The organism is Paenibacillus mendelii (assembly GCF_024498075.1).
Taxonomy (GTDB): domain Bacteria; phylum Bacillota; class Bacilli; order Paenibacillales; family Paenibacillaceae; genus Paenibacillus_Z; species Paenibacillus_Z mendelii.
Genome location: NZ_JANHOF010000001.1, coordinates 1,394,305 through 1,415,118, shown reverse-complemented (window position 1 = coordinate 1,415,118; position 20,814 = coordinate 1,394,305). Strand labels below are relative to the sequence as shown.

The window sequence follows — 20,814 nt, the reverse complement described above, 5'->3', positions numbered from 1 at the left end:
TTTGTATTTCTGGTCATTATGATTGCTTTCACGGTTCATGAATTCGCCCATGCTTATAGTGCATATAAGTTCGGAGACATGACCGCGTATGATGCCGGCCGTGTTACGTTGAACCCGCGTGTGCATCTGGATGTATTAGGTACAATACTAATTCTGATTGCCGGCTTCGGGTGGGCGAAGCCCGTGCCGGTTAACAGGGGACGCTTCAAATATCCGCGTCTGATGGGAATTATCGTCTCCGCAGTCGGTCCGCTTAGCAATCTGCTCATTGCGGCTCTAGGCATTCTGGCTTTATATGTACTCAATGAGACAGGGATTCTGGCCGCAAGCTCAGTTGGCGTATATAAAGCGCTCATCCACTTTTTTAATTATTTGATATCGATTAATGTCATGCTGCTCATATTTAACCTCATCCCGCTGCCGCCGCTGGATGGATACCGGATCATTCAGGATCTCGTGCCCGTTAGCGTGCGTATCAAGATGGATCAGAATGTCCAGTGGGGGATGTTTGTTTTTCTGCTTATTGTGTTTATACCTCAGCTTCGGGCAGTTACGCTGGATCCATTATTTTCGAATTCAAGCCAGATTATCTGGGCGCTGCAAAGCTTTTACGAGAATTTCTTCTCCCCATTCGATTGGAGCAAGTTCGTAAGAGACTTTGCCAGCTAAGACTGGACATCCTAGTCATACCCGGGTTTAAAGAGGTAGCGCGCCGGGAATAAAACGTGTATGATGAAGGTTGGAGTTTTAAGACGGACTTTTTGACGAAGGGTATTAACGATATGCAGCGATATTTTGTAGCGCCTGATAAGCTTAGCGACCATACAGTAGTGCTGACCGGCGACGATGCCCATCATGCGGCGCGCGTTATGCGAATGGAACCAGGCGATGAGATGATTGTAAGCGACGGCGTCGCGCGCGTCGCGCTTGCGTCTGTCACTGCGGTATCTCCTGCAGAGGTACAGGCCCAGGTTAGGGAGTGGCTGCCCTTGAGCGGCGAGCCAGCCTGGTCGGTCACGGTGGCACAGAGCTTGCCGAAAGGCGATAAGATGGAATTGGTCATACAGAAGGGAACGGAAATAGGCGCAGCTTCGTTCGTGCCTTTCCAGTCTGAGCGGATTATCGTTCAGTATGACGGTAAGAAGGAAGCAAAGCGCCTGGAGCGTTGGGGGAAGATCGCCAAGGAGGCGGCGGAGCAAGCGCACCGCAGCCGGATTCCGGCCGTCGAACCGGTCCGTTCGTGGCGGGAATTGATCGCATCGATTGCGACCTATGATTTGGCGTTGTTTTGTTATGAGAAGGAAGGCGGAGCGGTAGGCACAGGCTTGCGCGGCGCCGTACGCGACAATGAGGGTCGTCTTAGGACGGAAGACGAGCAGACGAAGATCTTGCTCATCGTCGGTCCGGAAGGCGGATTCACAGAGCGCGAAGCGGCCGAAGCACAAGCTGCCGGAGCCGTCATTGTTGGTCTCGGCCAGCGTATTTTACGTACTGAAACGGCAGCAATGGTCGGACTCGCTTGCCTCATGTACGAATCCGGAGAAATGGGAGGCGTTTGACGACTATGCCGTCAGTTGCTTTTTATACATTAGGCTGTAAAGTAAACTTCTATGATACGGAAGCCATCTGGCAGCTGTTCAAGAATAATGGCTATGAACAGGTTGACTTCGAAACGACAACCGCTGACGTATATCTTATCAATACGTGCACGGTAACGAATACAGGCGACAAGAAGAGCCGGCAAATTATCCGCCGCGCCATCCGTCGCAATCCGGATGCCGTGATTGCGGTTACGGGCTGCTATGCGCAGACATCACCCGCAGAGATCATGGCAATCGAAGGCGTAGATTTGGTTATTGGCACGCAGGATCGGGAGAAGCTGATGGATTACATCGGCCAGATTCAAGCTGACCGCGCTCCGGTGAATGCGGTGCGCAACATTATGAAGACACGCGATTTTGAAGAGATGGACGTGCCTGATTTCGCGGAACGCACACGGGCGTTCTTGAAAATTCAGGAAGGCTGCAATAATTTCTGCACCTTCTGCATCATTCCATGGTCACGTGGTCTTTCCCGCAGCCGCGATCCGCAAAGCGTTCTGAATCAGGCGCGCCAGCTGGTTGAATCCGGCTATAAAGAGATTGTACTGACAGGTATTCATACCGGTGGTTATGGGGATGATCTTGATCATTACGGATTGTCTGATTTGCTGTGGGACTTGGACAAAATCGAAGGCTTGGAGCGTATTCGCATCAGCTCGATCGAGGCCAGCCAAATTGACGACAAGATGATTGATGTGTTGAACCGTTCCAGCAAGATGTGCCGCCACCTGCACATTCCCCTGCAGGCCGGAGATAATGCCGTGCTTGCCCGGATGCGCCGCAAGTACACGACTGAGGAATTCGCTGAGAAGGTTCGGCTTCTCCACCGGGCGATGCCGGGTGTGGCCATTACGACCGACGTCATCGTTGGTTTCCCTGGCGAGACCGACGAAATGTTCGAGAACGGCTTCCGGTTCATGGAGGAGCTGGGCTTTGCCGAGATGCACGTATTCCCGTATTCCAAGCGCACCGGGACACCGGCTGCCCGCATGGAAGAACAGGTAGACGACGAAGTGAAGAACGAGCGGGTTCATAAGCTTATCGATCTCTCTGAGAAGATGCAGCTCGCCTACGGCAGTAAATTCGTTGGTGAAGTGACGGACGTTATTCCTGAGCGTGATTATAAAGGAGCTCCTGGCAGCGGCCGGTTGATGGGGTATTCGGATAACTACCTTCAGGTTGTGTTCGAGGGCACGGAATCACTCATAGGCCAGCTGTGCCGGGTGAAAATTACGCAAGCTGGCGTCAATGAGTGCTATGGGCAGCTGGTTCGCGTGCTTGATGCAGGGGCATCGGCAGCGCGCGACGCAGATGCAGACGGCGCATCTGATTACCCGAAAGCGATGCAAGCCTAACCGCAGCGGGTAATAACACTCAGATAGGTTGAAACAAAGCGAGGATTCTGCCGATACCTGGGTCGCCCCGGGGACGGGCAAGAATCCTTGTTGTCCATAAAAAACAGCTATAAGAAACCAGCTTTCGTTCAAAAGAGATAGGAGGCTGGAGAATTTTGATTTGGAGGGGATGGCATGAAAGAAATTTCGGCAGGAGGCGTCGTCTTCCGACGAGTGGATGGCAAGCTGCAAATTCAACTCATTCAGGACCGATACGGTAAGATCTCGCTTCCGAAAGGGAAGATGGAGGCCGGTGAGACCGTGGAACAGACCGCTCTTCGTGAAATCGTCGAAGAAACGGGAATGGAAGGTAAGATCATTGCGCCGATTGACCAAATTAAATATAAGTATAATCATGAGACTAAAGGCGCTGTAGATAAAGAAGTTCATTATTATCTGGTCGAAGCCGTCGGCGGCAAGCTGCAGGCGCAGGTTGAGGAAATTCGCGGGGTGGAATGGTTCGATCCTTCCGAAGCTTGGCGGCGTCAGCGCCAGTCTGGGTACAGCAACAATGACCGCATCCTGTCGGGAGCACTGAAGCTGCTCGACGTGGAGGTGTGAGCCGTATGGTTGAAACCTATGTGCCGGGTATGCCGCTTGCACGGTTTATCGATCATACACTGCTGAAGCCGGCTGCAACAGAGCAGGATATTATAAAGCTCTGCGAGGAAGCCGCTGCGCACCAGTTTTACAGTGTATGTGTCCACGGCTCGTGGGTGCCGCTATGCCGGGAGCAGCTGTCGGGAACGGGCGTCCACATTGCGTCAGTCGTAGGTTTTCCACTCGGTGCAATGGCTACGAAGGTGAAGGTCTTCGAAGCCGAAACAGCCGCTTTGGACGGTGCATCCGAAATCGACATGGTTGTTCCGATCGGCGCAGTGATGGAAGGCCGCTATGGGACGGTGGCTTATGATATTTCTGCTATCGTTCGTGCGGTTGAAGGACAAGCCATCGTGAAGGTCATCATCGAATCCGGTTTGTTAGGTGATGTCCATAAAGCGGAGGTGTGCCGGGTTGCGGAAGCGGCGGGAGCACATTACGTCAAGACCTCGACGGGCTTCGGGCCCGGAGGTGCGACGGAAGCCGATGTACGGTTGATGCGTACTTCAGTAACGAAAGGGATCGGCGTCAAGGCATCAGGTGGAATCCGCGATGCGCAAGCAGCGGTGAAGATGCTGCTTGCCGGGGCCAATCGGCTCGGTACGAGTGCTGGCCTCGCAATCGTTAACGGGGCTGCATCCGCTGCAGCACCGGCAGGTAACACAGAGGAAGGGCCAGCAGCGAGCTCGCCATATTGAATATCGTTTGAGCATGGGCGATCTGCGCGGCTGGCGAGGTTGTTAGCCACCCCGTAATCAACTGAAGCTGATGGACGAAGGGGACAAACAATATGGCCCCGCCCACATTTAACAGCACATGAGCCCAAGCGACGAAACGGCCTGATTTGGAGCCCCCGAGGGAGGCGAGCACGGCTGTGACGCAGGTACCCACGTTTGCGCCCAGCACGATGGCGATCCCAATGGGAACGGGCATGGCAAAGCTTGCTGCGAGTCCCATTATGATGGCAATGACTGCCGCGCTGCTGTGAACTGCGGCACTCAATACAACCCCTGCTGCTAATCCCCACAATACACTATCCTCTGCGCGGGTTAGAAACGCGCTGAATAAGCCGCTGGACTGAACGGCTGGCCCGACCGATTGCATCATGCCCATGCCGACTAACAGCAGGGCGAATCCGCCCATTATGACAGAGGTACTTCGCAGCGGCTGCAGCCATCGGATTTCAGGACTTCCGATTCTGCTCACCGACCGGCGAGAGGGGAGCAGTCCGAGCTCGCCGAGCAGAGCAGTCAGCAGCCATAGTGCCAGCGATACTAATAGAATGGGCCAGCTGAACCGGCTGATATTCATGCCAATGAGCTCGGTCGTCAGACAAGTCCCGATATTCGTGCCGAGCACAATGCCGAGCGTCCGCGGAAATGTGAGCAGGCCGGCGTTGACGAGACCGATCGTCATGACCGTAACGGCCGTGCTGCTCTGCAGAACGGCCGTTGCTGTTGTGCCGACAACCAGGCCGTGCAGCGGGGTTGCGGTTGATCGCTGAAGCACAGTATCCAGATGCCGGCCGACTGATCGATGCAGAGCAAGCTCCATCGTTTTCATGCCGGTCATAAAGATGGCAAAGCCGATGAGCATCGGAAAGGCAATGGATTGAAGCATGGGGCAGATCTCCTTTATATATCCAATTGAACGCTGTAACGATATACATATGCTTGTTTGCGGACAGGCATGACAAGCCATGCTCCAGGCGGGGCGGCTTAAGGATAGGAAAGGGCGGAAAGATGATGGAACGTGCAAAAATAATATTGAAGCGTGATCGAAAGAAGAGGCTGGAGCAAGGACATCCTTGGCTGTTTGCAAGTGAAATCGATCGTATGGACGGGACGGCAGTGCCAGGGGCGCTCGTGGACATCGTTAACCATCAGGGACGCTATTTGGCAACAGGCTACTGGAATCCGCAATCGCAAATTACGGTGAGAATTGTTGCCTATACGGAGCTCCAAACGATGGACGAGGAATTCTTCCGGGAACGATTCGAGCATTGTGCCCGGCACCGCCGGCGATTCGTAGACGGCTCGGACTGCCGGCTAGTCTATGGAGAAGCGGATTTTCTGCCTGGTCTGATTGTGGATCGGTTCGGTGAAGTTCTCGTTATCCAGCTGCTGACTCTAGGCATGGATGTCAACCGTGATACGATCGTTCGCATGCTTATCGAGGTGTTCTCACCTCAGGGCATCTACGAGCGCAGCGATGTATCTGTGAGAGCGCTTGAAGGGTTGGAGGAAAGAACGGGTGTCTTATATGGAGAGTGCCCGCGAATCGTCGATATACGGGAGAACGGCCTGCTCATGGAAGTCGATATCGTGGAAGGGCAGAAAACGGGCTATTTTTTCGACCAACGCGAGAATCGGGCTTCCATTGCGCCGCTCATGAACGGGTGGGGGGCGCGAAGCGGAATTGGATTGATGGAGCGCCTTCAGGAGGAGCTGCCTGAAGGTTGGCCAACAGACAGCCCGGGCAGTGCTTCTCCTGACGATGCAGCTGTGGTCGAGACGGATATTGCTGGCGATGATACGGGAGCGCTGCAGACGCTGCAGCAGAGTGTGCTTGTCCCGGTGAATGCGAATGGCAATATCGTGACGTATCCCTATTGGGATGGGGCTACTGTACTGGAATGCTTTGCGCATACGGGCAGCTTCACCCTGCATGCTTGCAAGTACGGAGCCAAGAAGGTCACCTGCCTGGATGTTTCCGAGCATGCGATCGAGACGGCTCGCCGCAATGTCGCCCGCAACGGCTTCGAGGACCGTGTTGAATTTGTCGTCGCGGATGCGTTCGACTATTTGCGAGTCCAAGCGAAGGGACTCTCGGACCGGATCGAACGGGGCAAGGCTGGAGGAAGCGGCGCTTCCAAGACAGATACCTCCAAGCCGCTGGGCGCGGCAGGCAGGACGTGGGACGTTGTCATCCTCGACCCGCCGGCGTTCGCCAAGACGAAGAGCGCGGTCCAAGGCGCGATTCGCGGATATAAGGATATTAATCTCCAAGGCTTGAAGCTCGTCAATGAGGGCGGCTACCTGGTCACGGCAAGCTGCTCGTATCATATGCGGCCTGATCTGTTTCTGGAGACGATTCAGGCTGCGGCGGTTGATGCCGGCAAAGTGCTGCGGCTGATCGAATGGCGTGCAGCCGGCAAGGATCATCCCCAAATCGTGGGCGTGAGCGAAGGCCACTATTTGAAATTTGGCATCTTTGAGGTGCGCAGCCGGTAGATAACAAGCAAGCCTTTCCGGAATGAAGCTATTCCGGGAAGGCTTTTTTGCGTATTTGGTTTACACGTCCTGAATTGCTGCGAAGAAGGAAGCTCAAACCGAAATGTATGTTATAATTTGGTCGAATGTCTTTAAGGAGGAGTAGGAGAATGGATCGTCATACCGATTACCAGCGTTTAGACGAGAATCAATTGAACAACCAGGTTCTGCAATTGGAAGAACGGTACGGGGCGTATAAGAATCGGAAGTTGAAATTAGATATGTCTAGAGGGAAGCCCTGCTCAGAACAGCTTGAGCTTTCTGTGGGAATGCTCGATATTCTGCGGTCTGACGATACCTTAAAGACAGTGGACGGCTCGGATTGCCTTAACTACGGAGGGGTTGACGGGATTCCTGAAGCGAAGGAATTATTCGCTCAGATGCTCGAGGTTGGAACCAGTGAAGTCATCATCGGCGGCAATTCAAGCTTGAATATGATGCATGATGCTATATCAAGAGCCATGCTGCATGGTGTATACGGCAGCGAATCACCATGGGGAAAACAGCAGACCGTCAAATTCTTGTGCCCAAGTCCGGGGTACGACAGACATTTTGCAATATGCGAGCTCTTCAATATCGAGATGATCGTCGTTGATCTGCTGAAGGATGGTCCGGAGATGGATGCGGTTGAGCAGCTTGTCCGTGAAGACGATTCGATCAAAGGCATATGGTGCGTGCCCAAATATAGCAATCCTGACGGAATAACCTACTCGGATGAAACGGTTGACCGGCTTGCACGGATGACGACGAAAGCAAAGGACTTTCGTATATTCTGGGACGATGCGTATACGGTACATCATTTAACGAGCCGTCCCGATCCGCTTAAGAATATGCTTGCCGCCTGCAAGTCAGCCGGAAATCCCCACCGCGCTTTTATGTTCAGCTCGACCTCCAAAATTACATTACCGGGTTCGGGTGTTGCCGTTCTGGCCGCAAGCGAAGAAAATTTGAATGTGATCCGAAAACAGATTTCGGTCCAAACCATTGGTCCCGATAAAATAAATCAGCTTCGGCATGTTCGCTTTCTGAGCAATATGGAACAGATTAGCGAACATATGAACAAACACGCAGCCATTATTAATCCCAAATTCGAGCTGGTCTTAAACAAGCTTGAGGCAGAGCTGGGCGGTAAGAACATAGCGTCTTGGAATAAACCGAACGGCGGTTATTTCATTAGCCTGAATACATTAGACGGCTGTGCTCAAGAGGTCGTGCGTCTGGCAGCCCAAGCCGGCGTTACGCTGACTCCTGCGGGCGCAACCTTCCCTTACGGAAAAGATCATCGGGACCGCAATATTCGCATAGCCCCGACATTTCCGGCGTTGAATGAGCTGGAGACGGCCATAGATGTGCTATGTCTGTGCGTGCAATTGGCGAGCGTCAAGAAGATAAGAGCTGAACGCTAAGCGAGCACAGGGCAGATAGCCGATAGAGACGACTATAGCCGCTGGCAGCTTGGAGATCAATTCTAAACAAAGAACCTTCGACCCGTTCAAGCGGCTCGAAGGTTCTTGTTAATTAGACGTGCTTGTCGCTGCCGAACCGCATGATCGGGCATTCGAACTTCATAACGAACTCGATACGTTCAAGTAGGTGACTAAGGCTTGAACGAAGCGTTCAAGCTCGATCCGGTCCGTTTCATTGAACCGATTCGTGATTGGACTATCGATATCCAGTACTCCGAGCAGGCGGCCATCTTTGATCAGCGGCAAGACAATCTCCGATTGCGATGCTGCATCGCATGCGATATGGCCTGGAAACTTGTGTACATCCGGGACGATAACCGTCTGTCCGCTAGCCGCTGCGGTACCGCAGACGCCTTTGCCGAACGGAATTCTGACGCATGCCGGCAAGCCTTGGAACGGTCCCAGAACCAGCTCATCGCCTTCCGCCATATAAAAGCCGACCCAATTGATTTCGTCCAGAAACTGAGCGAGCAATGCGGAAGCATTGGCAAGATTGGCGACAGGGTTCGGTTCGTCCTCGATAAGCGCTTGTAACTGCTGCAGCAAAAGCGCGATGTTTTCATCCCGGGTGCCCTGATAGGCTGCGGATGGATACATACGATCACCTGCCTTATTTATTTGAACATGGGGAATGCAGATTGGATTTTCCCGTTTCGCCTTGAGGCATCACATAAAGAAGCTGATAGGGCGTCAATTCATGATACACGCATTTAACTATACCACGTCATGAATGCTCGATAAATAGATAGGAATAGGATGTGAGCGGAGGGCAAGCGGGATAGGGAGCTGTCCTGATAATTAAAACGCCCGACCGAATTTATCCAAGTCGGATAGATTCGGTCGGGCTGCTTGAATGACGGGGCTCCTAGACCACGTCACGAAGCTGTTTACGGCTGTGACTATCGAGTGCTTTCCAGTCTCCGATTTCACAGCGCTTGCCGTTCATATCGGTCAAGACGATACGGCTTCCGCCGGGAAATTGCATATGCTCGTGCAAATTTCGCATGACGAGCCGGGTGGGGCCGAGATTGGTTTGCAGCTCCCAGATCCATAGATCCGTCCGGTGCTTGACACTGTCCACCCGCGTTACGCGCGGAAGGAAGTAGCGGAACTGCAGCTCACGCTCCATCTCCGCTCGGCTCTCCTCATCGAGCTCTGCAATATCGCGAATGACACCGATTTCCTCTTCCTTGGCGTCGCGAACAGAAATGAATTGCGAGGTATACAGAAACGGAAATGCCCGATGAACGATAATTTCTTCGTATTCTTTTCCGTCGATGACACCTTGGAATACGCCGCCTGGGCCTCGGCTGAATGAAATGCGCTCCGGCTCCAGCATATAAATTTCATAGGGGTCCTTCATGCGCTTTCAACCCCCTTAATTTGGGACATTTCTTTCTGCGCCTCGACAAGCTTGAAGTAGATGCCTTCCTTCTCGAGCAGGTCCTCATGCGTACCGACCTCGACGATCTTGCCGCGCTCCAGCACGACGAGCCGGTTGGCGTTGCGCAGCGTGGAGAGGCGGTGGGCGATTGCGAATGTCGTACGCCCCTTTACAAGGCGAGATATGGCTTCTTGAATTTGCCGCTCCGTCTCTGTGTCTACCGAAGCGGTTGCTTCATCCAATATCAGAATGCGCGGATCGTGAATAATTGCCCGGGCAATAGAAACCCGCTGCTTCTCGCCTCCCGAGAGCCGATGACCGCGCTCGCCGACTCGTGTGTCGTATCCGTCCGGAAGCCGTACGATAAAGTCGTGGGCATTGGCGATTTTCGCTGCCCGCATAATCTCTTCCGGCGTCGCGTCCGGTTTCGAATAGGCGATGTTCTCGGCAATCGTGCCGTCGAACAGGAAGGTTTCCTGCAGCACGACTCCGATCTGCTTGCGCAGATCTGTCTGGCTGATATTCCGGAGATCGACACCATCGATCGTAATATGGCCGGTATCGGTATCGTAGAAGCGGCAGATCATATTAATGAAGGTGGACTTGCCTGCACCGGAGTGGCCGACCAATCCGATCATCTCGCCCTCGGCTACGTTCAAATCGATATTTTTCAATACCGGATGATGCTTCTCGTACCCATAGGTTACGTTGCTAAACTCGACTGCGCCTCTCACGCGCCCGATTACAGCCGGATCTCGCGTATCCGGCACCTCAGAAGGGGTATCCATAATTTCGAAAACCCGGTCAGCCGCGGAAATCGCATGGCTGGCCCAGTTGATCATTTGGCTTACCCATTGAAGCGGACCGAGCAGCATGCCCAAATACGTAATCAGCGCGATTAATAGCCCGATCGAGATTTCACCCTTCAGCACGGACCAGCCGCCGTAATACCAGATCAGCAGCGTGCCTGCGCCAGCTACGAGGGAGAAGAGGGGAAACATGCCCTGCCATAGGCCTTCAATACGGATATTGTTCCGTACGACGTCCTGGTTGGCTGTCTGGTATCGAGATATTTCGGTCGATTCCTGACCGAATGCCTTGACGACCCGAATACCTTGAAGGGAGTCGCCGACGAGCACGTTGAGCCGGAAGATCGATCGCCATTGCTGGTACCAGCGGCGTCCGATCATGGGCCACAGCGTTAACGAAAAGACAACCATCAGCGGCATCGGCAGGAGGGCCAGCAGCGTCAATTTCCAACTTAAGTTAAACATGATGGCGAAGATCGCAATCATCTTCAGCGACTCACCAGTCACCCAAATGATACCATCGGTCATAAACTGCCGCATGGCTTCGGAATCGCTGTTGACCCGGCCGATGAACTGCGAGGTCTGGCGTCTGTCGAAGAAGGCGAGCGATAACCGCATCAATGCGTCGTAGATATCGCGGCGCAGGTCGCCCATCAGCTTGGAGCCAACCCAGACGCCGATCAGGCCCCGGAGCGTCTGCATGACGGCCATGGTGACAGAGGTAGCGGCGAGCCCGATAACGATCCACAACAGCTTAGAACCCGTATCTTTCGGCTGAAGGACGTCATCGAGTATAATCTTGGTTAGGTAAGGCGGGACGAGCTCTACTAATGTCGTAATCACGAGCATGATTGCGGCCGCCGCCATTTGAAGCTTATAAGGCTTCGCATACCCGAGCATGCGAAGGATGACCTTACCGTTGTTCTTACATACCGGGCAGGTCTGCGTGCCTTCCTGCAGCGGATTGCGGCACTTGGGACATTGCTGCGGCAGCTCCTTCTCCGACAGCATGGGGCGCTCCTCGCCCTTGGCCATGGAGCTGAGCAGCTTGGCCGCAAAGCCGAATATAGAAGTTAGAGCCGCGGTATAGCGGACAACGACGACCGGACCGCTTGCCGTATCGGCCAGTAAAGTGCCTCCGCCAATGCCGCTGACTGCACGGGCATCTTTCAGTTCCTCTACCGCTATCGCCGTAAGCGGCGAGCCGCTCTCGTTCCATACGGTAATCTCCGTCTCCGTTACCGTGAGCCATTGCTCGCCGAACAAGCCGTCAATCAATAAATCCGTTCGGGCGCTGAACAGCGGCTCGGTTGGAAGAGCGGAGCGGATGGCTCCCGGAAGCTGATCAAGTATCGGCATGCGCGATTTCCTTCTCTCGATCTGCAAACTGGAATTTTTTCGTTCCGCGCAATTTCACGATAATTTTTCGAATGCTTTCGGTAGACAGATGAAACTGCCGTTCAAGCTCCGAAACGGAGCTTCCGCTTGTATAAGAGTGATAAATTTCTTCATTTCGTTTAGCAATCATCGAACGGGTGCCGCTTTTCTCACCCCAGCCGGCCCGTTCACTCTGAAGCTTAGGAATATAGACTAGTTCGCCTTGGATATAGGATTGCAGCTCCTTCAGCAAACTAGGGGGAAGCACATCTTTTCCATTTTTGTAGATCACGATAAACATCCTCCTCAAACCGGTATGCGTTACCTAATTCATTCAAATTTGTTGATTGAATCATTGCCTTCCGCCTCCTTTTCTAATTTTGAAGTCAAAAAAAACACGATTAGCCAAAAACCGTGTCCAAGCATCGTATTCTCTATTCATGGAGTAACGATTGGGAGCAGAGGCTATTCAGTTGCGTTCTCGTTGCCTTGCTTCCGCGATATTCAGCATGGTTTAACCTCCCTTATGTATGAATGTGTCTGACATCCCAAGTATAATGAAAACGTTTCACAATGGAAAGAAAAAAATATCATAATTCCCAATTATTATTTTAGGTGGCGCGGTTATCTGTGAAAGTAGGAAGGGAGGCCTTGCGGCCTCCCCGTAATTGATTTCCGCCTAAACGGAAATCACCTCATGGTTGTGGATCAAAACGATCAGCCTCCTTCCGTAAATATTTGTCGGCCCGACACCTTTATTTACGCATAGAACGGTGTGCCGCAACAAGCGAAAGAATGACTATAATTGTTTTTTACGGATTATGAAATAGTCTCAGCCGTAATCTTGGGCTTAAGAAGAAGCAGCGCTGGAGGGGTAAAAAGATTCATCTTCCAAATAAAACCTATCTCGCTAAACATAGTTATACAAAGGGCTAGGCTGTGAAATAAGAACTATTTACCTGCCATGAAATCGAACATATGTTTGGATTTAGGGGTGATAATGACGCCTCTCTATGATAGAATAGTAGAATCGAAAACTAAAGAAGAGGTGGGCGTATGGCGCTCCGTTTTGTCATTGGCCGGTCAGGTGCGGGAAAGACCCATCATTGCTTGCATCAAATTATGGATAGAGTGGCGTCGCAGCCCGATGGGCCCCCGCTAATCATGCTCGTACCGGAGCAAGCGACGTTTCAAACCGAATATGCGCTGCTGGGCAGCTCGGAATTGACAGGCACCATTCGGGCGCAAGCATTAAGCTTCAGGCGTCTTTCCTTCCGGATCATGCAGGAAACCGGAGGTACGGCGCTTGTTCCGATCAACGATAACGGGAAGAACATGCTCCTGTACAAAATCGTCAACCGGCTCAGCGATGAGCTTGAGCTATTCCAAGGCGGAGAGTCGCAGCGCGGATTTATCGAGCGGCTGGGAGAGCTGATGACCGAGTGGAAGCGGTATGGCATCGATGCCACGCTCGTCAAGCAGTTCACGGACGACATCCGCCCTGGAGCGGGCAGTCCGCTGCTTGCCCGCAAGCTGCGCGATCTGGAGCGGATCGGCTCGGTGCTCGAGCGAGAGCTTGAGGGGCTGTATGTGGATGCCGAGGATTATTTAAGCTGGCTCGTGCAAGGCTTCGGAGAATCGCCTGCGATGCGGCAGGCGCAAATATGGGTCGACGGCTTCAACGGCTTTACGCCGAAGGAGTTCGAGGCATTAGAAGCGCTGATGAGACATGCAGCTGACGTGACGGTCACGCTGTGCCTGGACAAGCTCTATGAGTCGGGCGAACAGCCGCATGAGCTGGATTTGTTCCGGCCGACGGCGGAGACGTACATCAAGCTCAGAGAGCTGGCGGAGCGCAGCGGGGTCGAGATCGAGAACCCGGTACTTCTGCTGGATGAGACTCCGTACCGGTTCCGGAACAGCCCGATGCTTGCTCATACCGAGCGGTATTATGGCGGGCGTAAAGCGCTGCATCTTGAGACCAATGAGCTTGAGAATGGCGCTGTTTCCCTGCATTCGGCATCGGGACGGCGGGCGGAAGTGGAAGCTGTCGCACGCGATATCATCCGCAGAGTGAGGGACGAAGGCCTCCGCTACCGCGACCTTGCGGTTATGGTGAGAAATGGACCGGATTATGACGATTACATAACGTCAGTGTTCGCTGACTACGATATCCCTTATTTCTTGGATCAGAAGAATGCGGCTTTGCATCATCCGCTTGCTGAGTTTATTCGTTCGGCGCTGGAAATCTCCGTTCATGGGTGGCGGTATGAGGCGGTATTCCGCTGCATCAAGACGGAGCTGCTCATGCCTGAAGATGGATATGTGACGCGTGAAACATTCGATCTGCTTGAGAATTACGCGCTTGCCGCAGGCATCGACGGCAACCGGTGGCTGACCAAGAGCCAGTGGAAGCCGCTAATGCGCGATACGCTCGAGGGAGATCCGGTGCAAGCGGGTGAACAGGAGCTGCGTCTGTTTCAGGCCATCATGACCGCAAGGGAAGCGGTTGTCCCGACTTTGCGCAAATTCGGACGGGAGCTCAAGAAGGCTGCGAACGTTCGCCAGATGTGCGAAGCTTTGTACACGCTGCTTATGAATATCGAAGCGCCTGACCGGTTGGAGCGGTGGAGCCGCCAAGCTGCCGCAGGCGGCCAAACGCTGCGTGCACGCGAGCACAGGCAGCTGTGGGACGGCGTGATGGACTTGCTCGATCAATTGACTGAGATGACAGGGGACGAGACGATGCCGGCGGAGCTGTTCGCAGGCATGGTAGAAACCGGTTTAGAAAGCTTGAAGCTTGCATCTGTCCCTCCTTCTCTTGATCAGGTGCTCATCGGCAGCATCGACAGGACACGCTCGGGTAAGGTGCGCGTCTGCTATTTACTTGGCGCGAACGACGGGATCATGCCCCAGCGGATTCAAGAGGACGGCATATTGACCGAGCATGAGCGGGAGAAGCTGGAGAATGGCGGCCTTATTATGGCTCCAGGCGTTCGCCGGCGTCTGCTCGACGAAAGATTCCTCATCTATAATGCGCTGACGACGCCGAGCCGCCACCTGTGGATCAGCTGGCCGATGTCAGATGAAGAGGGCAAAAGCTTGCATCCGTCCGAGGTGATCCGGCACATAAAGCAGCTGTTTCCGGGGATCCCGGAGCGGATGATCATGGGTGAACCATCCCCTGGCGCACCAGCAGCAGAGCAGCGTTCATTCATCGCGCACCCCGGGCGCACGCTCTCCTACTTGATTACGCAGCTCCGGTCGTGGAGACAAGGCGGCGCGATCGCTCCTATGTGGTGGGAGGCGTTCAACTGGTATGCAGTCAGGCCCCAGTGGCAGGACAAGCTGCAGCGGCTCGTTCAGTCGCTGGACTATACGAATCAAGAGCCGTTCCTATCGACGGAGACGGCCGACCTGCTCTACGGGAAACTGCTTCGGGGAAGCGTATCGCGGATGGAACGGTTCGTGTCGTGTCCGTTCCAGCATTTTGCCATCCACGGCCTGCGTCTTCGTGAGCGGGAACTGTTCAAGCTGGCCGCACCGGATATTGGCCAGCTCTTCCATGCGGCGCTGACACGCCTGACGGAAGAGCTTGGCGAAAGATGGGGCGAGCTGACACCGGAAGAAATCCGCGAAGCGACAGCCGGTGTAGTCGGCGAGCTGGCAGTGAGGCTCCAGTCGCAGATTTTGTTCAGCAGCAGCCGTCATCAGTATGTCGCACGCAAGCTGCGGGACATTATTGGCCAAGCTGCCGTCATTCTAGGCGAACATGCGCGCAGGGCGCAATTCCAGCCGGTTGGACTTGAGATCGGCTTTGGGCCGGAGGGACCTCTACCGCCAGTCCAAATACCGCTGTCCAAGGGCAGGATGCTGGAGATGGTCGGGCGTATTGACCGTGTCGACGCCGCGCAGACGGACGATGGTCTGCTGCTGCGCGTCATCGACTACAAGTCCGGTGCGAAGCAGCTGCGGCTCGAGGAAATCGCCTATGGTCTTGCCCTGCAAATGCTGACCTATCTGGATGTTCTTCTTACAAGCGCGCCCGATTGGCTCGGACAGCCTGCGAAGGCTGCGGGTGTGCTCTATTTTCATGTACATAATCCGATGTTGTCGGCCTCCAATTCGTTGCCGCGTGATAAAGCCCAAGGTGAACTGCTGAAGCGGTTCAAGCTCAAGGGGCTTGTGCTGGCCGATGAAGAAACAGTGAGGCTGATGGATGGATCGCTTGATACGGGTTATTCCGAGCTGCTGCCGCTTGCGCTCAAACGGGACGGCGGTTTCTATAGTACATCGTCTGTGGCATCGGATGAACAGTGGGACACGCTGCGGAGCTCGGTTCGTTCGACCCTCAAGCGGATCGGTGAACGGATCGCAGACGGCGATGTATCAATCGCACCGTACCGGCTTGGAGGAAAAACACCCTGCCAATTCTGCGCGTATAAGCCGGTCTGCCAGTTCGATCCGCTGATTGAAGGCAATGGCTACACGAAGCTGAACAAGCCGCGCAAAGATGAAGTGTGGGAGCTATTAGCTGCAGGAAGCGATGAGGATGCTGCGGAAGCAATGGAGTGAAGTGCAGGGCCTTCAGTCACGCGGCATTCGTAATAGGGAGGAGACAAGGCGATGATCACTGCGGGCTATCCGAAAAAGCCGGAAGGCAGCACATGGACGGATGATCAATGGAAGGCGATTGTAACGGACGGCAGCAACATTCTGGTCGCTGCAGCAGCCGGGTCTGGGAAGACAGCGGTCCTCGTCGAGCGTATCATCCGCAAGATCACGGCAGACACGGATGTGGACAGGTTGCTGGTGGCGACCTTCACGAAGGCGGCTGCGGCCGAGATGAAAGAGCGGATTCGGATCGCGCTCGAGAAGGAACTGGACAAGCAACCGGAATCGGAGCATCTGCGCCGTCAGCTTGCGCTCATGGGCAGAGCTTCGATTACGACGCTGCATTCCTTCTGTCTGGACGTCATCCGCAAATATTATTCATTGATCGGTCTTGATCCGGGCTTCCGCATTGCCAATCAGACGGAAGCCGAGCTGCTGCGGATGGACGTGCTGGACGCTCTGTTCGAGGAGCGCTATGCAGAAGCTGAGGAGCATGACACCGGTTTTACGGAATTGGTCGAACGGTTCGGCGGTGAACGGGGAGATGAACCCCTATATGCGCTTGTAATGAGGCTGTATCTCTTCTCGCAGAGCCACCCTTGGCCAGCCGTATGGCTGGAGGAAACAGCGGCCTCGTTCGAAGTGGCGGATGCTGCCGAGCTGGGCAGAACCGAGTGGGTCGCCAGCTTGGCCGGCAATGTTAGGCTTGCCTTGGACGGGGCAGAGCGATTGCTCCGGCAAGCGCTGGACGTCACCATGCTGCCGGGCGGACCGGACGCTTACGCCGTCACTCTCGAGGAGGATTTGACGGTTGTACGGGCATTGATTAACCGCGTCAATAGCGCTCCCTGGGAACTATGGCATGAAGCTTTCGCAGCGGCTGGCTTCGGTAAGCTGAAGAGCCAGCGCGGGGATAGCGTCGATAAAGCGCTGCAGGAGCAGGCGAAGGCGCTTCGCGATATGGCCAAGGAGGTCATCGCGAATCTGCAGGATGAATTATTCGTCCGTTCACCCGAGGAGTTCGCCGCTGAGCTGCGCGAAATGGCGCCGCTGATGCATACCCTGGCCGGCCTTGCCCGCGAATTCGGGCTTCGCTTCGAGGCCGCCAAACGTGAGAAGGGTCTAATCGATTTCGGCGACATGGAGCATTATTGCCTGCGCATTCTGCGCGATCCGGCCTCGACGCCCGGCAGCGCCGTACCTTCGGCGGCAGCCCTTGAATACCAAGCGCAGTTCGACGAAATATTGCTCGATGAGTACCAGGATACGAATATGGTCCAGGAAGCGATCGTAACGCTCATTGCGCGTTCCGGTGCCGGCAACCGCTTCATGGTAGGGGACGTGAAGCAGAGCATCTATAGGTTCCGTCTGGCCGAGCCGAATCTATTTCTTCGCAAATATAAAGCCTATGGAACGCAAGACAATAACCGGCTGGCTAAGACGAATCTTGATGAGGCAGTTATGGATGGTGCAGCGGGAAATTCCGAAGCTAGCGCTCAGGCAGCCCATGGAGGCTCTACCGATGCGCCTGGAGACGACGAGAAAGGCATCCGTATTGATCTGGCGCGCAATTTCCGCAGTCGCAAAGAAGTCGTGGAGGGAACGAACGGGGTCTTTCGGGCGATCATGCGCGAGACGGTAGCGGAGATGGATTATGACCGGAGGGCTGAGCTTGTGTGCGGCGCGGCCTATCCTCCTGCCGGCGAAGGCGGATCACCCGCCCGGTATGCGATAGAATTTGCTCTGCTCGACCGAGGAAGCGGCAGCGATGAGCCTTCTGCGGAACAAGAAACGGCTGATTCACTCCATGACGAACAGCCGGAGCCCGTGGAGGATCTGCAATCCGTGCAGCTTGAAGCGCGCTGGATTGCGAATCGAATCCTGCAGCTGAAAGGGATGGAGACGCCGCTTACGGCCAGCGCGGAAGCGCCCTTTGAGCCGTATGACGGGAAGCGCGGGCGTAAACGTGCGCTCGCTTGGCGGGATATCGTTATTCTGCTGCGTGCGGATAAGCAATGGGCTCCTGTCATCATTGAGGAGCTGCAAGCGAGTGGCATACCCGCATATGCCGAGCTCAGCAGCGGTTACTTCGAAGCGACGGAGGTAGAGACGATGCTGTCGCTGCTCCGCGTAATCGATAATCCCTACCAGGATATCCCGCTTGCGGGGGCGCTCCGCTCGCCGATCGTGGGATTGACGGGGGAGGAGCTCGCGCTTATCCGGATCGCGGCTGGACGCTTGTCCTATTACGATGCTGTATGCAAGGCCGAAGGTGATCCGTCGTTGCCGCTGGAAACACGACGCAAGCTGTCGGACTTTCTAATCCGCTTGGAGCGCTGGCGCGAAGAAGCCCGGCAAGGGGCATTGGCGGAGCTGATGTGGCGAATCTTCCGGGAAACGGGCTACTACGATTTGGTCGGCGGTATGCCGGGCGGGCTGCAGCGGCAGGCGAACCTTCGCGCTCTGCACGACCGGGCGCGGCAATACGAGGCGACCTCCCTGCGCGGATTATTTCGTTTTCTTCGCTTCATTGACCGCATGCGCGAGAGCGGCGGCGACTTGGGCACGGCCAGGGCGCTGGGCGAGCAGGAGGACGTTGTCCGGATCATGTCCATCCATAAGAGCAAGGGGCTGGAGTTCCCGGTCGTCTTTATCGCCGGACTCGGCAAGCTGTTCAACCGGCAGGACTTGAACAGTCCGTTCTTGATGCACAAGCAGCTGGGCTTCGGTCCGCGCTTCGTGGATACGGACCTTCGGGTCAGCTATCCGACCCTGCCGTATTTGGCGATCAGGGAACGATTGCGTATGGAGACGCTTGCTGAAGAAATGCGAATTCTGTATGTAGCCCTTACCAGGCCGAAGGAAAAGATGTTTCTCGTCGGCACGGCGGCAGATGCCGCGAAGCAGCTGCAGCGCTGGCAATCCTCCCTGGATGCAGAGGGAGAGCTGCCCGACTTCCGGCTTGCGCAGGCGAAGCGGTTTCTGGACTGGATCGGACCGCTCGCGATGAGGGAAGGCATCCCGCTAGCAATCTATGAGATGAATGATGAGAGCGAGATATCGGAAGCAGAGCGAGCACGAACCTACGATGGGAGTATATCCCATGCAGGGGAAGACGGATCGACTGGCGAGGATGAAGGAATAGATTTGCCGGCAGCCGGTAATGTCGTGCCTCTGGCTCCATCCGACCCGTTCCACGAGTGGAAGAAAGGGGTCGTCCCAGCCTCACTTCTGGGATTGGAAGCTGCGGCGGCAGTACAGACGGATGAAGCGGCGGAAGCCGAATTCGCCGATAGGCTGCAGGCGGTTCACGAGCTGGTGCCCATATTCGAATCACCGGAGGAGGCCGAGGAGATCGAGCGCCGGTTAACCTGGCAGTACCCTTATCGAACGGCGACTGTGATTCCGGCGAAGACCTCCGTAACGGAGATGAAACGGCTTCATGCGCAGGCGGATATAGACGAACAGGCAGAGTTCCTGCAGCCGGATTTCCCTGCTGCCGGTACACCTGCGAGGGAATCCAACGACGCAGCGAACAGTTGGCAGGATCATCAAGACCTTTATGCGGGGCCGGATCTGCCAGTCGAGCAGGTTGAACAGGTGGAGTTTCTGTTCGGTGAGAGCTTCGAGTCAGCGGCTGCATCGGAGACGGAGGCGATCTCCAAGAGCGTGCCTTTCGTCACGGCGTCAGGGGGCGGTGAATATACGTTCCGCCTTCGCCGGCCGAAATTTATGGAGGAAGCGGCGCTCACGGCCGCCGAACGGGGAACGGTCAGCCATCTTGTCATGCAGCATATTCCGCTGCAGGGCCAAGTGGATCAACAGACAGTGCTCGAGACGGTACACAGCTTGCAGGAGCGCAGGATGTTAACGGCGCTCCAGGCGGGAGCCGTTGATCCCGAGTCTGTAGCGGCATTCTTCCGCGAAGCGGTTGGTAAGCGGCTGTTGAAGGCAGGTTGGGTAAGGCGTGAAACACCGTTCAGCTGCACCTTTCCGGCAGAACGGGTCTACCCGGATGCGGTTGAATCGCTCAGCGGTGAACCGATTTTGATTCAAGGGGTCATTGACTGTCTCTTCCGGGATGAACAAGGCCTCGTGCTGCTCGATTACAAGACAGACCGGATTACGATGAAGCAGTGGGATAAAGCGGCAGAGCGCCATCGATTCCAATTGACACTATATGCCGAAGCGGTTATGCGTATTTTGGGCGAGCCGGTGGATGCTTGCTATGTCTATTTTTTTGATGGCGGACGAGCAGTTCAATTGTTCTAGCCGATCAAAGCCCGGGGCGGTTCGT

Annotated in this window: 14 protein-coding genes; 9 read left to right on the top strand and 5 right to left on the bottom strand. The window is 54.9% G+C overall.

Annotation, left to right across the window (positions count from 1 at the left end; translation table 11 throughout):
* Positions 1 to 18 precede the first annotated feature (18 nt).
* From NNL21_RS06480 to deoC, 5 genes are all read left to right on the top strand, one after another.
* Entirely contained in the window at positions 19 to 669 is a 651-nt protein-coding gene (locus tag NNL21_RS06480; protein WP_204816815.1) for a site-2 protease family protein, read from the top strand.
* A 113-nt stretch (positions 670 to 782) separates the two neighbouring features.
* Positions 783 to 1,559, top strand: a complete 777-nt coding sequence (locus NNL21_RS06475; RefSeq protein ID WP_204816814.1) for a 16S rRNA (uracil(1498)-N(3))-methyltransferase — start codon at positions 783 to 785, stop codon at positions 1,557 to 1,559.
* A 5-nt stretch (positions 1,560 to 1,564) separates the two neighbouring features.
* Positions 1,565 to 2,956, top strand: coding sequence for a tRNA (N(6)-L-threonylcarbamoyladenosine(37)-C(2))-methylthiotransferase MtaB (mtaB, locus tag NNL21_RS06470; protein ID WP_204816576.1), 1,392 nt, complete (start codon positions 1,565 to 1,567; stop codon positions 2,954 to 2,956).
* Positions 2,957 to 3,130: 174 nt separating this feature from the next.
* Positions 3,131 to 3,556: an NUDIX hydrolase gene (locus tag NNL21_RS06465; protein WP_204816575.1), complete on the top strand. Its 426-nt coding sequence runs from the start codon at positions 3,131 to 3,133 to the stop codon at positions 3,554 to 3,556.
* 5 nt (positions 3,557 to 3,561) lie between these two features.
* Complete coding sequence (deoC, locus tag NNL21_RS06460) at positions 3,562 to 4,293, top strand: deoxyribose-phosphate aldolase (RefSeq protein ID WP_204816574.1); 732 nt, start codon at positions 3,562 to 3,564, stop codon at positions 4,291 to 4,293.
* Here deoC and NNL21_RS06455 read toward each other — a convergent pair.
* Positions 4,220 to 5,215: a Na/Pi cotransporter family protein gene (locus NNL21_RS06455; protein ID WP_204816573.1), complete on the bottom strand. Its 996-nt coding sequence runs from the start codon at positions 5,213 to 5,215 to the stop codon at positions 4,220 to 4,222. The genes deoC and NNL21_RS06455 overlap by 74 nt on opposite strands.
* A 125-nt stretch (positions 5,216 to 5,340) precedes the next feature.
* Between NNL21_RS06455 and NNL21_RS06450 the strand changes: the two genes are divergently transcribed.
* On the top strand, positions 5,341 to 6,828 hold the full coding sequence (locus NNL21_RS06450; protein WP_204816813.1) for a class I SAM-dependent rRNA methyltransferase: 1,488 nt from the start codon (positions 5,341 to 5,343) through the stop codon (positions 6,826 to 6,828).
* Between the two features lie 149 nt (positions 6,829 to 6,977).
* Positions 6,978 to 8,273, top strand: a complete 1,296-nt coding sequence (locus NNL21_RS06445; protein WP_204816572.1) for an aspartate aminotransferase type Ic — start codon at positions 6,978 to 6,980, stop codon at positions 8,271 to 8,273.
* 159 nt (positions 8,274 to 8,432) lie between these two features.
* Here NNL21_RS06445 and msrC read toward each other — a convergent pair whose 3' ends face one another.
* From msrC to NNL21_RS06425, 4 genes are all read right to left on the bottom strand, one after another.
* A complete protein-coding gene (msrC, locus tag NNL21_RS06440; RefSeq protein WP_204816571.1) occupies positions 8,433 to 8,930 on the bottom strand; it encodes a free L-methionine (R)-S-oxide reductase MsrC in 498 nt (165 codons plus the stop codon).
* Positions 8,931 to 9,198: 268 nt separating this feature from the next.
* Positions 9,199 to 9,696, bottom strand: a complete 498-nt coding sequence (locus NNL21_RS06435; RefSeq protein WP_204816570.1) for a DUF1854 domain-containing protein — start codon at positions 9,694 to 9,696, stop codon at positions 9,199 to 9,201.
* Positions 9,693 to 11,885 carry an ABC transporter ATP-binding protein gene (locus tag NNL21_RS06430; RefSeq protein ID WP_204816569.1) on the bottom strand — a complete coding sequence of 731 codons (2,193 nt, stop codon included), beginning with the start codon at positions 11,883 to 11,885 and terminating at the stop codon, positions 9,693 to 9,695. Before NNL21_RS06430 ends, NNL21_RS06435 begins: the two co-directional genes overlap by 4 nt.
* Positions 11,872 to 12,195, bottom strand: coding sequence for a CD3324 family protein (locus tag NNL21_RS06425; RefSeq protein ID WP_204816568.1), 324 nt, complete (start codon positions 12,193 to 12,195; stop codon positions 11,872 to 11,874). The genes NNL21_RS06430 and NNL21_RS06425 overlap by 14 nt, the downstream gene beginning before the upstream one ends.
* A 764-nt stretch (positions 12,196 to 12,959) precedes the next feature.
* Between NNL21_RS06425 and addB the strand changes: the two genes are divergently transcribed.
* Both addB and NNL21_RS06415 read left to right on the top strand, forming a co-directional pair.
* Entirely contained in the window at positions 12,960 to 16,478 is a 3,519-nt protein-coding gene (gene addB / locus NNL21_RS06420; protein ID WP_204816567.1) for a helicase-exonuclease AddAB subunit AddB, read from the top strand.
* A gap of 51 nt (positions 16,479 to 16,529) precedes the next feature.
* Positions 16,530 to 20,789: a UvrD-helicase domain-containing protein gene (locus NNL21_RS06415; protein WP_256555066.1), complete on the top strand. Its 4,260-nt coding sequence runs from the start codon at positions 16,530 to 16,532 to the stop codon at positions 20,787 to 20,789.
* Positions 20,790 to 20,814: the final 25 nt, after the last annotated feature.

Excerpts from the sequence above, each read along its gene's own strand:
- NNL21_RS06480 (WP_204816815.1), top strand. The coding sequence starts at position 19 with ATGATTGCTTTCACGGTTCATGAATTCGCCCATGCTTATAGTGCATAT.
- NNL21_RS06475 (WP_204816814.1), top strand. The coding sequence starts at position 783 with ATGCAGCGATATTTTGTAGCGCCTGATAAGCTTAGCGACCATACAGTA.
- mtaB (WP_204816576.1), top strand. The coding sequence starts at position 1,565 with ATGCCGTCAGTTGCTTTTTATACATTAGGCTGTAAAGTAAACTTCTAT.
- NNL21_RS06465 (WP_204816575.1), top strand. The coding sequence starts at position 3,131 with ATGAAAGAAATTTCGGCAGGAGGCGTCGTCTTCCGACGAGTGGATGGC.
- deoC (WP_204816574.1), top strand. The coding sequence starts at position 3,562 with ATGGTTGAAACCTATGTGCCGGGTATGCCGCTTGCACGGTTTATCGAT.
- NNL21_RS06455 (WP_204816573.1), bottom strand. The coding sequence starts at position 5,215 with ATGCTTCAATCCATTGCCTTTCCGATGCTCATCGGCTTTGCCATCTTT.
- NNL21_RS06450 (WP_204816813.1), top strand. The coding sequence starts at position 5,341 with ATGGAACGTGCAAAAATAATATTGAAGCGTGATCGAAAGAAGAGGCTG.
- NNL21_RS06445 (WP_204816572.1), top strand. The coding sequence starts at position 6,978 with ATGGATCGTCATACCGATTACCAGCGTTTAGACGAGAATCAATTGAAC.
- msrC (WP_204816571.1), bottom strand. The coding sequence starts at position 8,930 with ATGTATCCATCCGCAGCCTATCAGGGCACCCGGGATGAAAACATCGCG.
- NNL21_RS06435 (WP_204816570.1), bottom strand. The coding sequence starts at position 9,696 with ATGAAGGACCCCTATGAAATTTATATGCTGGAGCCGGAGCGCATTTCA.
- NNL21_RS06430 (WP_204816569.1), bottom strand. The coding sequence starts at position 11,885 with ATGCCGATACTTGATCAGCTTCCGGGAGCCATCCGCTCCGCTCTTCCA.
- addB (WP_204816567.1), top strand. The coding sequence starts at position 12,960 with ATGGCGCTCCGTTTTGTCATTGGCCGGTCAGGTGCGGGAAAGACCCAT.
- NNL21_RS06415 (WP_256555066.1), top strand. The coding sequence starts at position 16,530 with ATGATCACTGCGGGCTATCCGAAAAAGCCGGAAGGCAGCACATGGACG.